This is a genomic window from Mesorhizobium sp. M5C.F.Cr.IN.023.01.1.1 (assembly GCF_003997585.1).
Lineage (GTDB): Bacteria > Pseudomonadota > Alphaproteobacteria > Rhizobiales > Rhizobiaceae > Mesorhizobium > Mesorhizobium wenxiniae.
The window spans coordinates 1-16,072 of record NZ_RZSU01000085.1; the positions used below are offsets into that span (position 1 = coordinate 1).

The following is a 16,072-nucleotide window of genomic DNA, read 5'->3' on the forward strand; positions in this document are numbered from 1 at the left end:
GTGACAACGAGTTGGGTGTGTTCGCGCACCTCCTCGATCGCCACCGGCTTCGGCAGCAGCGCCAGCGGGTGGCCTGGCGCGGCGGCCAGAACCATCGACATGAAGCCGATGCGCACAAGGTGGACGTCGACCTCGCCCAGCAGGCCGCCAACACCGAGATCGGCTTGCCCGCTGACGACATGATCGGGGATCAGGCCGAGCGTGCCGATATGGAGGCGCAGCATCACGGTCGGAAACTGAGCCTCGAACGCCTTCAGCACCCGCACCAGCACCGGTGAGGGCAGTGCCGCATCGACCGACAGCGCCACTTCGGCCTCCAGCCCCTGATGGTAGCCGTCGACGCGCGAGCGGATGCGCTGCAGCACACCGGTCATGCGTCGCGCGTCCTCCAGCATCGCCCGGCCGATCTCGGTCAGTTGCGGCTCGCGCGTACCCTCGCGCTCGAACAGCTTCATCCCGAGCTGCGCCTCGAGATTGGCGATGGCATAGCTGATGACCGATTGCGCCCGGTTGAGCTTGCGGCCGGCGGCGGAGAAACTGCCGGTATCGGCCACCGTAACCAGGATCTGCAGTTGGTCGAGTGTTGGGTTGGGGTGCATGCGCTTTTCCATCTAATTTCTGGATGGATCATATAGAAAATATCCCAGTTTTTCAAATGGGTCGGTGAGCCCATATCTAGCGGGACAATTCATCCAACCCTGGAGCCCGCCATGTCCATTCTTCTTGTCATCTCGAGCCCGCGTGGCAACGCCTCGCACTCGACCCGCATCGCCACCGAATTGGCCGAGAAGCTCGTTGCCGTCGATCCTTCGGCCAAGCTTGTCGTGCGTGACCTCGTTGCCAACCCGCTGCCGCACATCGATCCGGACTATTCAGCCGGCATCTATACGCCGGCTGAATCCCGTACCCCGCGCCAGGCCGAGGTCGTCGGCGTGTCCGACGCCGTGCTCGACGAGCTGTTCGCCGCCGACACCATCATCCTGGCCACCGGCTTCATCAATTTCGGCATCTCGTCGACCCTGAAGTCCTGGGTCGATCACGTCGCCCGCTCCGGCAGGACTTTTGCCTATGGCGAGAATGGCCCGAAGGGCCTGGTCACCGGCAAGAAGGTCTACATCGTCCTCGCCTCGGGCGGCATCTATTCGGAAGGCGCTGCCGTGCAGATGGACCACGCCATCCCTTATCTGCGCAGCGTGCTTGGCTTCATCGGCATGACCGACGTCGAAGTCATCCGCATCGAGGGCGTCGGCATGGGCCCCGAGGCCGTCTCGGCCGCTCTGGCCAAGGCGTCAGCCAAGGTGGATTCAGCGGTGGCCACGGCCGCAACGGTTGCCGCTGCCGCGTAGAGCGCGAACAACTGGTATCAGAACCGAAAAAGGCAGGCGCCGGGCGCCTGCCTTTTTGCGATCTGCTAGCGCGGCTGCGCCCGAGTCAAAGTGTTGGATGGCTTTTACCAGGATAGCCGCGCGACACCATTGGTTATTCCGCTTGTCTGCGCTATCGGTCGCCGATGTTCCTCTCCGTCGCCACAACGCATCGTCCGGCCACAGATCTCGGTTTCTTGCTGCACAAGCATCCCGATCGTCTGCACGAGACCGTCCTGTCCTTCGGCAAGGCGTGGCTGTTCTATCCCGAGGCGACTAACGAGCGTTGCGAGGCTGCACTACTGCTAGACGTCGATCCGATAGGGCTCGTGCGGGGCAAAGGTCAGGCAGAAGGCCTGCTGGACCAGTATGTAAACGACCGGCCCTATGCGGCATCGTCCTTCCTGTCGGTGGCGCTAAACAAAACGCTGCGGACCGCTATGACCGGCATATCAAGGGAGCGCCAGGAACTGGCCAACAGCGACCTGCCGCTGGAGGCCGTGGTGACACCGCTGCCGATGCGCGGCGGTGAGGCTCTGGTTCGAGGACTGTTCGAACCTTTGGGGTGGACTGTCGATCTAACCCCGATAGGGGATGTCGGGTCTGGTGCAAGCGGCCCGCGATACGGCCACCTGAAGTTGACCGGCACCGGCCGGCTAAGTGCCCTGCTGAACCACCTTTATGTCCTGATCCCGGTGATGGACGACGCCAAGCACTACTGGGTCGGCGAGGCTGAGATCGACAAGCTGCTATCCAAGGGCGAGGGCTGGCTGGAAAACCATCCCGCCAAAGACCTCATCGTACGTCGCTATCTGCGCAATCGCGGTGCCTTGGCCCGTATCGCCCTGGAGCGATTGGCTCCCGAGACGGCCGGCGAGGCGCTGCCTCCTGAAGTCCGCGTTGCGCCCGAGGAGGCGCTGGAGGTGCCGATCCGGTTGAACGATTTGCGTATGGACGCTGTGGTCCAGGCCATTCGAGCCACCGGCGGAACCACTATTGCGGATTTGGGATGCGGCGAAGGCAAGCTACTCTATCGGCTTGTGCGCGAACGATGGGTCCACAAGCTGTTTGGACTTGATCCTGCAGTCCGCGAACTGGAATGGGCTGCCAAGCGTCTCAAGCTGAACGAGTTCGGCGGGCCGCCCGAGGGTCGGGTCACGCTGCTACATGGATCGCTGACGTATCGGGATAGCCGCTGGGCCGAGGCCGACGTTGCCGTGCTGGTCGAAGTCGTCGAGCATCTCGACGAGGACAGGCTACCTCTGGTCGAACGCATCGTTTTCGGCGAGACGGCGCCCAAGTCGGTGATCGTGACCACTCCGAATGCGGACTACAACGTTCTGTTCGCCAACCTGGCCCCTGGCGCCTTTCGCCACCCGGACCACCGCTTCGAATGGAGCCGCGCCCAGTTCGAAACCTGGGCGGCCAAAATCGGTGAGACCTATGGCTATGCCGCCGCCTTCAGCGGCATCGGGACCGAGGACCCTGTTCTGGGGGCGCCCACTCAGATGGCGGTATTCACGCGATGAGAGAGCCCGACAAAACCGATCTCACCATCCCTGACTTCGCTCTGGTTGTGCTGATCGGCTCGACCGGATCGGGCAAGTCGACTTTCGCCGCCAAGCATTTCCTGCCGACCGAGATCATTTCCTCGGATCGCTGCCGCGCGCTCATCACCGACAACGAGACTGATCAAGACGTCTCGGCCGACGCCTTCGAGCTGGTGCGCGAGATCGCCGGCAAACGGCTTAAGCACCGCAAGCTGGCCGTCATCGATGCCACCAATGTGCGGGCCGCCGACCGCAAGGCCTGGGTCGAACTGGCGCGCAAGTGGCACGCTCTGCCAGTCGCTGTGGTCATCGATCCTGGTGTCGATGTCTGCGTCGCGCGCAACGCGTCGCGCCCCGACCGGCAGTTCGGGCCTGGGGTGGCCCAACGCATGACGAGCGAAATCCGCAAGGGTCTCGGCGGCCTGCAACGCGAGGGCTTCCGCCAGGTCTGGAAGCTTACCAGCGAGGCCAGCATCGACACCGCCAAGGTCTCGCGCCAACCGCTGTGGACCGACAAGCGCGACGACCACGGTCCGTTCGATATCATAGGGGATGTCCACGGCTGCGCCGATGAGCTTCAGATTCTGCTCAGTCGACTCGGCTACAGGGTCGCTTGGTCCGAGGATCGCGACGACCGGACGGTCGCCGTGACCCCGCCGGACGGCCGCAAGATCGTCTTTGTCGGCGATCTCGTCGATCGCGGCCCCAACGCGCCCGATGTCCTGCGCATGGCCATGAGCATGGTCGCAGCCGGGACCGCCTACTGTGTCCAGGGCAACCACGAACGCAAGCTCGGCCGGTGGCTGGAAGGCCGCAAGGTCACGGTCGCGCACGGCCTTCAGCAAACGATCGATCAGCTGGACGCTCAGGATCGCGGTCTGCGAGAGGCCCTGCCGGCCTTCCTCGACGGCCTGCGAAGCCATGTCTGGCTGGACAGCGGACGCCTCGCAGTCGCCCATGCCGGCCTTAGGGAAGAGATGATAGGACGTGGCTCCGGCGCCGTGCGTGAATTCGCGCTCTACGGCGAGACCACAGGCGAGATCGACGAATTTGGCCTGCCCGTACGAGCGGACTGGGCCATGGCCTATCGTGGCAAGACGGCAGTGATCTACGGCCACACACCGGTGCTGTCGGCCGAGTGGGTCAACAACACCCTGTGCATCGACACCGGCTGCGTATTCGGCGGCAAACTGACGGCTTTGCGCTGGCCGGAACGCGAACTGGTTGATGTCCCAGCCGTCCAGACCTGGTCGGAACCGATACGTCCGCTGGGCGGGTCTGGTGCAGGCAAATCGGCACAGGCCGACGGCGACGGCGTGCTCGACTACCAGGATGTCTCCGGTCGCCGTTGGATCGAGACCGAACTGAGGGGCCGGATCGTCGTGGCCGAGGAGAACGCCTCGGCAGCATTGGAGGTGATGAGCCGCTTCGCGCTGCCGCCGCAGTGGCTGATCTATCTGCCACCGACGATGTCGCCGTCCGAAACCAGCAGCCACAGCGGCTGGCTGGAGCGCCCTGAGGACGCCTTCGCTTACTTCCGCCAACGTGATGTCGCTCAGGTGGTGTGCGAGGAGAAGCACATGGGTTCGCGGGCAGTGATCGTGCTGTGCCGGAACGCACGGACGGCGCGCAACCGCTTCGGGATATTGGGCGACGAAACGGGCGCGATCTGGACCCGGACCGGACGCTGCTTTTTCAATGACACCGCTACGACGGAGGGCCTGCTCGCCCGTCTTCGGGCCAGCGTCGAAGCGGCAGACCTGTGGCAGGAATTGAACAGCGACTGGCTGCTGCTGGACACCGAGATAATGCCTTGGTCGGCCAAGGCGAGCAGCCTGATTGAAAGCCAGTATTCGCCGGTGGCAACGTCATCGGCCGCCGGCTTCCAGGCCAGTCGCGAGGCGCTAGCCCGTGCGATGGCGCGCGGCGTCGATGCAACCGCCCTCGACGCGCGCCTTGAGGGCCGGGCTTCGCGTGCGGCCAAATACGCCACCGCCTGGGCACCGTATGTGTGGCCAGTCTCGGGCATCGACGACCTGAAGGTTGCGCCGTTCCACCTGCTCGCCAGTGAAGGACGTGTTTGGTTTGATCAGGACCACGTTTGGCACATGACGCATGCAGGCCGTTTGGCTGCCGGCGATGGCGTGGTAACGCGCACGCGATGGCGCACGGTTGATCTGGCCGATGGCGGCGCGTGTGCAGAGGCTGTCGCCTGGTGGGAGGCACTGACGGGCTCGGGTGGCGAAGGCATGGTGGTTAAACCGCTCGACTTCATCAGTCTGAGCAAGAAGGGGCTCATCCAGCCGGCGCTGAAAGTCCGCGGCCGAGAATACCTGCGTATCATCTATGGCCCCGAATATGATGCGCCCGACAATCTAGTCCGCCTGCGAGAGCGAAGCTTAGGCGGCAAGCGCAGCTTGGCGCTCAGGGAATTCGCGCTCGGCCACGAGGCGCTGAAGCGATTTGTCGCCCAGCAGCCGTTACGCCGGACTCACGAGTGCGTTTTTGGCGTGCTGGCGCTGGAGAGCGAGCCAATCGATCCAAGACTGTGAAGAGGACCTACCCGAACATCTTCTCGCCCTGCTCGTCGACGAGTTGGATGCCCTTCTTGATCGAGATGTCGACGGCGTCGTCGAGCCCGGCAAAACGGTCGGCGCGGATGAATTTGTGCTCCTTCATCACGCCGTCGATTTCCTTAGAAACTACGCCGCAGGTCTGGTATTGGCCTTCCGCCTTGTAGGGCGTGGCGCTGATCAAAAATCCCTTGTGCTCGATCCGCTTTGCCGGTGCACCACTCTTTGGCTCGCCCGCGTCACCGCCGCCACCGAAAAGACGTTTCAGAAAAGACATGGGAGCGCCCTCCAACGGAAATCATCCTACATCACATAGCGTAGTGCAGGATGATTTCACTAGCGGTCCTTAGGTAAACGGGCAAGGGCCGCATCCGGCCTCGGAAGTCAGCCGCGCGACAGCGCTTCGAGGGCTTCGGCGGCTCCTTCCAATATCGCGATCGCCTCGGCCTGTTTTTCAGCGGGCGCGTCGACGATGTCGCCGAGGGCTGCGCGCAGCCGGTGGCGCACGGCGCGGAATTCGTCGAGCTTTTCCGAACGGCCGCGGCCGCGACGTCCGCCATCCTCGCCATCGTCGTTCCAGCCGAACCAGTCGCGCGCCTTTGCCATCTTGCGGCCGAAACGCTCGAGATGGTCGAGCACATGGTCGATCATCTCTCGATTGTCATTGAGGTGCGCCTGCCCGGCCTCGGTAATCGAAAACACCTTCTTGTTGCCTTCCGCCGACGAGACGGCATAGCCGGCCTCTTCCAGGAAGGTCAGCGTCGGATAGACCACGCCCGGGCTCGGGCTGTAGACGCCGCTGGTGCGTTCCTCCAGCGCCTTGATGATGTCGTAGCCGTCGCGCGGCGCCTCGGCCAGCAGCGACAGCGCGATCAGCTTGAGATCGCCGTCGGCCAGCATGCGCCCGGCGCGGAACATGTCGCCCGGACCGCCGCGCCCGCCGCCCCTCATCCCGTGGCCGAATGGGCCGAAGCCGCCGCCACGACCACCGAACTTACCGGCCATATGCATGAAAACGCGCTCGGCACGCTCGCCGAAATGATGATGTCCGTGCATTGTCTGCTCCTTGAGTTATGTCTTACGATATATCTTAGTTAGCCAAGCGGTCAAGATATATCTTAAGATGTAACGTAATTCCGGTTTAAAGTGCGCGTTTGCGGCTAAGGCAGTGGGCTGAACCTCTCCGGAGTCCCAAAAGGCCCGGGGCAGCTCCGGGCCTTCGACGAACAGGATGTCTGTGCCGCTTACCAGCGGCCCTTGCGCCGGTTCCAGGCATAGAGAAGATCGGCGAAGCGATCATAGGCATAGCGCGTCAGCGGCAGCACGGTGCGGTTGCCGAACAGCGCTGCCAGCCAGCCCTCGCCCGGCGTTCTTAGCCAGACGGCAATTGCGACGTCGACGCCGACCAGCAGTTTGCCGTCCGCATCGGTTGCGTGCAGCCGGTGGCGGATGTCCTCCAGCGACACGCCGTATCCGGCCAGAGCCGTCGGTTCGGCATTGATGTCGCGAAACACGATCCGCCCAGTCTTGATCGCCTCGATCAGCCGCCGCTTCTGCCGGCTGATGCCGGCATCGCAAACCGGACAGCGGGTGTTGTACCAGATGGTCAGCAGAGGCTTGGGCATGTGTTTAGAGACGCGAGTTGAAGTGCTGCGCGGAGTATCCGGGAAGTACCTTCGCCCCGCAACATTTCGGACCAGACTGGCCGGGCGCCGCCAAGCGGCGCCCGGTCGTCCGATATCCAAAACTCGGCAGCTTGCGCGGATCTGTAGCCGCGCAACGCCTCAGCCGAGCGAGGCGATGATCTCGCGATAGGCCAGTTCCGGGAAAGCCTTGAGCGTCCGCGTCCTCACATTGCCGCCTGTCGCCAGCATCAGCGAGAAACGAGCGAGCACCGCATCGTCGGGCGCTTCGACGATCGCCACCATATCGCATTCGCCCATGGTGAGATAAAACGCCTTGAACGAGCCACCCATGTCTCCCAGCAGCTTCTTGGCGGCATCGAGCCGCTTCGGCGACTCGCGCACATTTTTGGCGCCCTGCTCCGTCCAGTTGATCAGCACGATATAGTTTGTCATGCGCACCTCCCTCCGGGGCCTCGGAGCACGGCGTCACTGCCGGGGCGGGCATCCGGGTTTGTCGCCCAGAAAATGCATCCGACACGAGATTATCCTCCCACAGCAGGTGTGCTGCAACAACAACCGCACCGTCTGGCGAGACAATTCCTGGCACGAACGAAAAAGGGCGCCGCAGCGCCCTTTAAATTGCTTATCCGTCACCCGGCATTAGCTATCGAGGAAGCTCCGCAGCTTGCGTGAGCGGCTGGGATGCTTGAGCTTGCGCAACGCCTTGGCTTCGATCTGGCGGATGCGTTCGCGGGTGACCGAGAATTGCTGACCGACTTCCTCCAGCGTGTGGTCGGTGTTCATGCCGATGCCGAAGCGCATTCTGAGCACGCGCTCTTCACGCGGGGTGAGCGAAGCAAGCACCCGCGTCGTCGTCTCGCGCAGGTTGGCCTGGATCGCCGCGTCGATCGGCAGGATCGCCATCTTGTCCTCGATGAAATCGCCGAGATGCGAATCCTCCTCGTCGCCAACCGGCGTTTCGAGCGAAATCGGCTCCTTGGCAATCTTCAGCACCTTGCGCACTTTTTCCAGCGGCATGGCGAGCTTTTCCGCCAATTCTTCCGGCGTCGGCTCGCGGCCGATCTCGTGCAGCATCTGGCGCGAGGTGCGTACGATCTTGTTGATTGTCTCGATCATGTGCACGGGAATGCGGATGGTGCGCGCCTGGTCGGCGATCGAGCGGGTGATCGCTTGCCGGATCCACCACGTCGCATAGGTCGAGAACTTATAGCCGCGACGGTATTCGAATTTGTCGACCGCCTTCATCAGGCCGATATTGCCTTCCTGGATCAGATCGAGGAACTGCAGGCCGCGATTGGTGTATTTCTTGGCGATGGAAATGACGAGGCGCAGATTGGCCTCGACCATTTCCTTCTTGGCGATCGCGGCTTCGCGCTCGCCCTTCTGCACCTGGTTGACGATCCTGCGGAATTCGAGAATCGAGATCGCCGTCTCGGTGGCGAGGTTCTGGATCTCGGCGCGCAGGTCGCGGATCGCGTCCTTTTCGTTCTTGGTGAATTCCTTCCAGCCGCGCGAGGTCAGATTGCCGATCGAGCGCGTCCAGTTGGGATCGAGTTCCGAGCCCTGGTATTCCTTCAGGAATTCCTCGCGGCGCACGCCATAGCTTTCGGCCAGCCGCAACAGCTTGCCCTCGTTCTGCACCAGGCGCTTGTTGATGTCGTAGAGCTGCTCGACCAATGCCTCGATGCGCGCCGTGTTCAAGGACAGCGACTTCACCGCCTTGATGAGTTGGTCCTTCAGCTCCTTCAGCCGGCGGTCCTGGCTTGGCGACAGCGTGCCGGCGGCAGCCAGCCGGTTCTCGACCTGCTGGTCCTGCAGCTTGCGCAACTTCTTGTAGGTGTCGGCGATGACGTCGAGCGTCTCCATCACCTGCGGGCGTAGTTCCGCTTCCATCGCTGCCAGCGACAGGCTCGCTTCGTCCTCGTCTTCCTCATCGTCATCCGTCAGACCGCGCGTATCGCCGCCGACATTGGTGATGTCGTCCTCGTCCTCGCGCGAACGGCGCGGCTTTTCCTCGGTCTTGGCTTCCTCGATCCGCTCGACCACCGGCGCCTGCTTGGCCTCCGGTCCGGCATAGGTCGCTTCGAGGTCGATGATCTCGCGCAGCAGGATCTTCGATTCGTTGAGCTCGTCACGCCAGATGATTATGGCCTGGAAGGTCAGCGGGCTTTCGCACAGGCCCGCGATCATCGTCTCGCGGCCGGCCTCGATGCGCTTGGCGATTGCGATTTCGCCCTCGCGCGACAGAAGCTCGACCGAGCCCATTTCGCGCAGATACATGCGAACCGGATCGTCGGTGCGATCGGTCGGCTCTTTCTTGGTGGTCGTCGCGGCAACGGCGGTACCGGTCTGCTCGGCGAGCTCGTTGGCGTCTTCCTCGGCGTCGGCAGCCGCGTCGGCGGCTTCGGGCTCCTCGCCCTGCTCGTCGTCCTCGACCACGTTGATGCCCATGTCGGAGAGCATGGCCATCGTGTCCTCGATCTGCTCGGAGGTCACTTCCTCGGAGGGCAGCACCGAGTTCAGTTCGTCCATGGTGACATAGCCGCGCTTCTTGGCGGCCTTGATCATCTTCTTGACAGCATCGTCGGAAAGGTCGAGCAGAGGCCCATCAGTGGCGCCTTCACGTTCGGTCTCGACCTCTTCCTTTTCTTTTGTCGCCATTCTTTATTTTCTCCAAGCGGCCAAGTATCAAGCCGCGTAAGCTGCCGTGCCGGTTAAATCAGATGCGCTCGCTCTAGAACGCGCTTCCCCGGGCCAGTAACTGCATCTCTCGTTAAGTCCAGATTAACCCTGGTATCTGTGGCAGGCTGACCGCCTGTCCAGTGACCGGTACCTCACATCGCTGCATTTCCGTCGACGCCGGCGCGGGTTAACGTTTCGAATCGTCCTGATTCCGTTATTCTGCCAGAAGGTCAAGCGCCTCTCGCATGATTCGCATGAAAAAAGCGAATCAATTACCCGACTTAAAGCGCCGCGGCTGATTCGACGCGCAAGCACGGTTCTGCACTTTCACTCTTTCGTAAGCTTCGACCTACACCCGCCCGGCCCTGCCCGAGGACACACCGAACCCTTCGATCAGCGCTTCCGTTGCTTGCACATCACGAAATTGCGCCTGGATCTCGACGAGATGCCGGTAGTTTTCGTCTGTGGGATCGCTGGCGAGCGCCGCTTCCGCCTGTTTCAGCTCCTTATGTAAGGTGCGCGCGTTGCGCTGCAAGTGGAGCGCCTGGCTGAAGGCGTCGCGGGCATCGTCAAGTCCGGCTGTTTCCAGCGCCGGCCACTGCCGCGCCCGTTTGATCAGCGCCACCACGCGCGCCCAGATCTCGCCGCAGCCGGCCCGTTCGATCGTCGCGATCACCGCGTCGCGGTCGTTGGCCATGTCATGCGCCATCGCATCGAGAATGGCCGCATGCAATCGCTTCAGATCGGTATTGGCGAGGTCGAGGAACTCGACATGTTCGAAATTCTCGTCGATCAGCGCCGGATGATTGACAAGAGCTGCGATGATCGTCGCCTCGCGCACCGACATCCCCTCGCTGCCGCGCTTGACAAGCGCCGAGCGGCCGAGGCTTTCGGTGATCGCGGTGCGTCCACCGGCATTGCCGCCTCGTGCGAACTGTCCGCCAGGAGCCGAGCCCTTGCCCTGAAAGCGCCCGCCAGGCCGCCCATCTTGGCGCCCCCCTTGATAGGCTTGGCGCGCGCCGCGCTGGGTGCCGAAAAAGCTTAGCACCCGCTCGCGCATTTCCTGTTGGTAGTGGTAGCGCAAGCTCTCGTCACGGATGCGGCTGGTCAGTTCGCGCAGCGTCTTCTCCAGTTCCGCCCGCCGTTCCGGCGTGTCGAAGATGCCGCCGGCCGTTTCGCGCACCCACAAAAGGTCGGCGAGCGGCCGCGCCTCGGAAAGCACGGCGCGAAACGCGTCCGGCCCGTCGGCCTTGACCAGATCGTCGGGGTCCTTGCCTTCTGGCAGAAGCGCAAACCGCACCGAGCGGCCTGCCTGAACCACCGGCAGCGCCATGTCGGCGGCGCGCCAGGCCGCCTTCAGTCCGGCCTGGTCGCCGTCGAAGCACAGCACCGGCTCGCCGGCCATGCGCCACAGGAGTTCGAGCTGGCTTTCGGTCAGCGCGGTACCGAGCGGCGCCACGACATTCTCGAAACCGGCCTGCGCCAGCGCGATCACGTCCATATAGCCCTCGACGGCGATGACCGTGCCACCCTTGGCCAGCGCCCCCTTTCCCAGCGCTTGGCGCGCACGAGCGAAATTGTAGAGCACATTGCTCTTGTGGAAGAGCTCGGTGTCGGGCGAATTCATGTATTTGGCGAGCGCATCGGCTGCCAGCGCCCGCCCGCCAAAGGCGATTATCTTGCCTCTGGAATCCGGGATCGGGAACATGATGCGGTCGCGGAACCAGTCGTAGGAGACCGGGACGTCGTCGCCATGGCGCACCAGCCCGCATGCCTCGATATCGGCCTTGGGCACGCCCTTGGCGGCAAGATGCTCCTTCAGCGACTTGCGGCTGTCCGGCGCATAGCCGAGCCGGAACGACTGCTGCGTTGCCGGTGTCAGCCCGCGGTCGCGCAGATAGGCGCGGGCTTTTGCGCCTTCCGGTCCCTGCAGCCGCTCCTGGAAGAAGGCAGTCGCCATTTCCATGATTTCGGTCAGGCTGGCACGTTCCTTTTCGCGCCGTTCCTCCTGGGCATCGCGAACCGGCATCGGCACGCCGGCCATCTCGGCGATCTTTTCGACTGCTTCGGGAAAGCTCATCCCGTCGAGTTCGGTCAGGAATTTGAAGTGGTCGCCCGAAACCGAGCAGCCGAAGCAATGGTAGCGGCCCTTCTTGTCCTCGCAATGGAAGGACGGGCTCTTCTCGCCATGGAAGGGACAGCACGCCCAATAGTCGCCGCGCGGCGCGTTGGTCTTCTTCCTGTCCCACGCAACACGCTGGCCGATCACCGATGAAATCGGCACGCGGTCGCGTATCTCGTCGAGGAAGGCAGGTGGAAAGCGCATTGGGAACGGCTCGTTTGCCCTCCATATAATCACGCCGGCGAAACTCGACGACTCCTAATGCGGACCATACCCGGTTTTCACAGCGCAAAAAGAAGGCGGCCGTTGCGGACCGCCTTCTTTCATGTGTCCGGCGCAGTGCCGATCGACGTTTTGACGGTCAGTGCGCGGCAATCGCGCCGAAGATGATGCCGGAGACGACGCTCACCAAGAGATAATCGTTGCCGACGCGGATCCATTCCTGGCCGCGGCCCGGACGACGCAGGCCATAGTGCCGATAGTCGCGGATCGGCTGGTGGCGCTTTCAGCTCGAATATTTCTGACCACTGCGCCAGTGGTTTCTCTTCACGACGACTTTCTTCTTCACCACGACGCGCTTCTTGACGTCGACATGCTTCCCGGGCTGGTTCCAGTCGACCTGGCTGTAGTTCGACTGCGGTGCATTCGGCGCGTTCAGCGGCGCTGCCTGGCCCTGCAGGGACGTGGCAGCCAGCATCGAGAGGGCGACTGCGGAAAGAATGATGCGTTTCGTCACGGGGGTGCTCCTTGGTTGTCGATGCCCAAGCAATAGAGCCCGAAGGATGAACCGAAACTGAACACGCGGACTACGTTTTTGTAATGATTTCATACATTTAAGGTAGATAATTCAACACTCAGCTCAAATCGGATTTGAAGGGGTCGTCGGCACTCGACCGCGCCACCATCCAGAAGCCGGCCGGCAATGCAACCATTTTGCGATCCATCCATTTCCGACACACCCTGTCGCGCACCAACAGCCGGCCGAATTGGGCAAAATTTATTATCCGGCTAAAAGTAATCGGAGTAGTATCGACCCTTGCAATGCCCTTGATTCGCCCCCTCTTTTGCCTTTTTGCCGTCACGGCGCCGGTATCGCTGGCGCCTGTCGGAATGCGAGCCTGACATGAGCGGTTCGGTCGTTTTGCTGCATCTTGCCGGCGCGGTGGCGCTGATGCTGTTTGCCACCCGCTTGGTGAAGACAGGTGTCGAGCGCGCCTACGGCGATGTGCTGCGCCACAAGCTGCGCGCGACCATGCGCAATCCTTTAATGGCGGTTCTGGCCGGCTGCGGCCTGGCGATCGCGCTGCAAAGCTCCACCGCCGTCACCTTGCTGGTCGGCTCCTTCGCCGGCGCCGGCATCGTCAGTGGCATATCGGGCCAGCTTGCGGTGCGCGGCGCCGAGATCGGCTCGGCACTGGTGGTCAAGCTGCTCACCTTCGACCTGTCGCTGCTGGTGCCGGTCTGTCTTGTCGCCGGCACCGTCATGTTCATGGCCACCGAGCGGCGCGACTGGCGCCAGTTCGGCCGCATCCTGGTCGGCATCGGCCTGCTGGTATTGTCGCTGGAGATGATCGGCCAGGCATCGGAGCCGCTGCGCCAGAGCAAGCTGATGCCGGTGATCGTCGATTACTTTTCCAGCGACCCGGTCACCGCCTATCTGCTGGCGGCGCTGGTCACCTGGCTGTTCCATTCCTCGATCGCCGCGGTCCTTTTGATGGTGACGCTCGCCGGCCGCGGCTTCATCCCGCCCGAACTCGGCATCGTGCTGGTGCTCGGCGTCAATCTGGGCTCGTCGATCATCGCGCCGCTGCTCACCCGGCACGCGGAGCCGGGTGTGCGTGTCGTACCGATCGGCAATCTCCTGATGCGCGGCATGGGCTCTCTGACCATGCTGATCCTGTTCCTGTGGTTGAAGCCGCCGGTCGCCTTTCTCGGCCCCACCGTGCCCGACCAGATCGTGAACGCACATATCCTGTTCAACATCCTGATCCTGGTTGCCGGCCTGCCACTGGCCGGCCTCGTCTACCGCGCTTCGGAAAAGATCGTGGCGCTCGGCACCAAACCGGCGCCGGCCGAAGCGCTCGACGTCGTCGAGCTGTCGGCGCTCAACGACAGCGCGCTGGATGTGCCGAGCCAGGCGCTGGCCAACGCCACCCGCGAGGTGGTGCGGGTATGCGAGACGGTCGAGATCATGCTGAAGCGCATCATCGAACTCTATGAGAGCGCCGATGCTGACAAGATCAAGGCGCTGGCCGCGCTCGACGACCGCGTCGACAAGAAGCACGCAGCGATAAAGCTCTATCTGGCCAGGGTCACCAAGAACCCGCTGAGCGAGGACGAGGCGCTGCGCTGCCAGGAGCTGATCGGCGCCTGCGTCAAGCTCGAGCAGGTCGGCGACATTATCGTGCGCAACATGCTGGTGCATGTCAGGAAGAAGCTCGAGCGCGGGCTGGAGTTCACGCCCGAGGGCTGGCGCGAGCTTTGCGCCTTCCACGCCTCGGTGCTCGCCAACGCACGGCTTGCCTTCAACGTACTGGTCTCGCGCGATCCGGAGACCGCCCGCCAGCTGGTGCTCGAAAAGGATCGGCTGCGCGACCGCGAGAAGGAGACCAGCGCCAGCCATTTCGTGCGGCTGCGCGACGGCACCGCCAAGAGCGTCGAGACCAGTTCCATCCATCTCGACACGATCCGCGACCTGAAGCAGATCAACTCGCTGCTCGCCTCGATGGCTTATCCCGTGCTCGAGGAACGCGGCCTGCTCACCGGCTCGCGGTTGAAGGCCGGGTGATCCCGGAGCCTTGTCCTTCTCCCACAACAAAGGGAGAAGGAAACCGTCGCGCCAGCCCGATCAAGAAAACCTAAAGCGGCGTCGACGATTTCTGGATTGCTCGCCGCTCTCGTTCGTGATTTGAGGCCGTCTCATTCAAGGATCGCCTTCCCGCGCCATGCTTCCCCTCATCGCCCTGTTCATCGCTGCGTTCGCATTCGGCACCACCGAGTTCGTCATCGCCGGTGTGCTGCCGCAGGTGGCGGATGGCCTTGGCGTCTCCATCCCAACTGCCGGCTACCTCGTCTCCGGCTACGCCGGCGGCATCGCAATTGGCGGGCCGCTATTGACGCTCGCCACCAAGACGATTTCGCGCAAGGCCTTGCTGCTTGGCCTTGCCGCAGCCTTCACCATCGGCCAGGCGGCTTGCGCACTTGCACCCGACTTCGCGTCCATGTTGCTGCTGCGGATTGCGGTGGCCGTGGCGCACGGCGCCTATTTCGGCGTCGCGATGGTGGTCGCGGTCGGCGTGGTCCGCCACGACCAGCGCGGAATGGCCGTTGCGCTCATCCTGTCGGGCCTCACGGTCTCCAATGTCATCGGCGTGCCGGCCGGCACGGCGATCGGCAACATTTGGGGGTGGCGTGCGACGTTCTGGGTGATGTGCGCGCTTGGTGTGGCTTCCATCGCCGCCATGGCCGCCCTCCTCCCACGCAAGACGGGATCGGCGCGCCAGTCCGTCAGCTTTGGCAGCGAGGTACGCGTGCTCGCACGTCAGCAGGTCTGGACATCGCTGATCATCATGCTGATGCTGATGATCGGCCAGTTCGGCCTCTTCACCTACATCACGCCGACGCTGCTTGAAATCACCGGCCTCGACGAGGACCTGGTGCCCTGGGTACTCCTGCTCAACGGGATCGGCGCGACGATCGGCGTCTTTCTTGGCGGGCGGCTCGCCGACTGGAAGCTGATGCCGTCGCTCATCACCATGCTTTTCATGCAGGCGGTTACACTTGCCGTGATTTACGCCGTCAGTCCGTACCCGGTGCCGATGGTGGGGGCGATCATTATCTGGGGCGGTCTCAGCTTTGCTATCGGCACGCCGATCCAGACCCGTATCCTGACCTGGACGGCGGATGCCTCCAACCTCGCCTCATCGCTCATCCCGGCCGGCTTCAATATCGGCATCGCGCTGGCCGCCTCGCTCGGCGCCGCCATGCTCAATGCCGGTTATGGCTATCGCAGCCTGCCGGTGGTTGGCGCCATGGCCATGCTGGTCGCCGTGGTAGTCGCGCTTGTCTCGCATATCCGGGAGTGGCGCAGCAGGGCTGCGCCGCCAATGCCGGCTGCTGCCGAATAGGGCAGACC

Annotated in this window: 12 protein-coding genes and 1 pseudogene; 5 read left to right on the forward strand and 8 right to left on the reverse strand. The window is 63.1% G+C overall.

Going from position 1 to position 16,072, the window contains the following annotated elements:
• The coding region (locus tag EOA78_RS26455; RefSeq protein WP_164783952.1) for a LysR family transcriptional regulator at positions 1 to 599 on the reverse strand (599 nt) is incomplete at its 3' end.
• Between the two features lie 111 nt (positions 600 to 710).
• Between EOA78_RS26455 and EOA78_RS26460 the strand changes: the two genes are divergently transcribed.
• The 3 genes from EOA78_RS26460 to EOA78_RS26470 all read left to right on the forward strand — a co-directional run bounded on the left by EOA78_RS26460 (position 711) and on the right by EOA78_RS26470 (position 5,466).
• Positions 711 to 1,346: an FMN-dependent NADH-azoreductase gene (locus EOA78_RS26460; protein WP_127317685.1), complete on the forward strand. Its 636-nt coding sequence runs from the start codon at positions 711 to 713 to the stop codon at positions 1,344 to 1,346.
• 164 nt (positions 1,347 to 1,510) lie between these two features.
• On the forward strand, positions 1,511 to 2,893 hold the full coding sequence (locus EOA78_RS26465) for a 3' terminal RNA ribose 2'-O-methyltransferase Hen1 (protein ID WP_127317686.1): 1,383 nt from the start codon (positions 1,511 to 1,513) through the stop codon (positions 2,891 to 2,893).
• Complete coding sequence (locus EOA78_RS26470) at positions 2,890 to 5,466, forward strand: polynucleotide kinase-phosphatase (protein WP_127317687.1); 2,577 nt, start codon at positions 2,890 to 2,892, stop codon at positions 5,464 to 5,466. Before EOA78_RS26465 ends, EOA78_RS26470 begins: the two co-directional genes overlap by 4 nt.
• 7 nt (positions 5,467 to 5,473) lie before the next feature.
• Here the strand turns inward: EOA78_RS26470 and EOA78_RS26475 are convergent, their stop codons facing one another.
• The 7 genes and pseudogenes from EOA78_RS26475 to EOA78_RS37975 form a co-directional block, all read right to left on the reverse strand.
• A complete protein-coding gene (locus EOA78_RS26475) occupies positions 5,474 to 5,764 on the reverse strand; it encodes an HlyU family transcriptional regulator (protein ID WP_127317688.1) in 291 nt (96 codons plus the stop codon).
• 107 nt (positions 5,765 to 5,871) lie between these two features.
• Positions 5,872 to 6,543, reverse strand: a complete 672-nt coding sequence (locus tag EOA78_RS26480; RefSeq protein WP_127317689.1) for a PadR family transcriptional regulator — start codon at positions 6,541 to 6,543, stop codon at positions 5,872 to 5,874.
• Between the two features lie 188 nt (positions 6,544 to 6,731).
• Complete coding sequence (locus tag EOA78_RS26485) at positions 6,732 to 7,112, reverse strand: DCC1-like thiol-disulfide oxidoreductase family protein (protein WP_206533506.1); 381 nt, start codon at positions 7,110 to 7,112, stop codon at positions 6,732 to 6,734.
• Between the two features lie 159 nt (positions 7,113 to 7,271).
• Positions 7,272 to 7,565, reverse strand: a complete 294-nt coding sequence (locus tag EOA78_RS26490) for a GYD domain-containing protein (RefSeq protein WP_065009207.1) — start codon at positions 7,563 to 7,565, stop codon at positions 7,272 to 7,274.
• A 207-nt stretch (positions 7,566 to 7,772) separates the two neighbouring features.
• Positions 7,773 to 9,794 (reverse strand): RNA polymerase sigma factor RpoD, encoded by a 2,022-nt coding sequence (gene rpoD, locus EOA78_RS26495; RefSeq protein ID WP_127317691.1) that lies wholly within the window; start codon positions 9,792 to 9,794, stop codon positions 7,773 to 7,775.
• 370 nt (positions 9,795 to 10,164) lie between these two features.
• The gene (gene dnaG / locus EOA78_RS26500; RefSeq protein ID WP_127317693.1) at positions 10,165 to 12,141 is read right to left on the reverse strand and encodes a DNA primase; all 1,977 of its coding nucleotides are present in this window, start codon (positions 12,139 to 12,141) and stop codon (positions 10,165 to 10,167) included.
• A gap of 157 nt (positions 12,142 to 12,298) precedes the next feature.
• Positions 12,299 to 12,634: pseudogene (locus tag EOA78_RS37975) on the reverse strand (RcnB family protein).
• A gap of 426 nt (positions 12,635 to 13,060) precedes the next feature.
• On the opposite strand from EOA78_RS37975, the gene EOA78_RS26510 reads away from it, so the two are divergent.
• Together EOA78_RS26510 and EOA78_RS26515 are read left to right on the forward strand one after the other, a co-directional pair.
• Positions 13,061 to 14,725, forward strand: a complete 1,665-nt coding sequence (locus EOA78_RS26510; RefSeq protein ID WP_127317694.1) for a Na/Pi cotransporter family protein — start codon at positions 13,061 to 13,063, stop codon at positions 14,723 to 14,725.
• A gap of 157 nt (positions 14,726 to 14,882) precedes the next feature.
• Positions 14,883 to 16,064 carry an MFS transporter gene (locus tag EOA78_RS26515; protein ID WP_127317696.1) on the forward strand — a complete coding sequence of 394 codons (1,182 nt, stop codon included), beginning with the start codon at positions 14,883 to 14,885 and terminating at the stop codon, positions 16,062 to 16,064.
• Positions 16,065 to 16,072 lie beyond the last annotated feature (8 nt).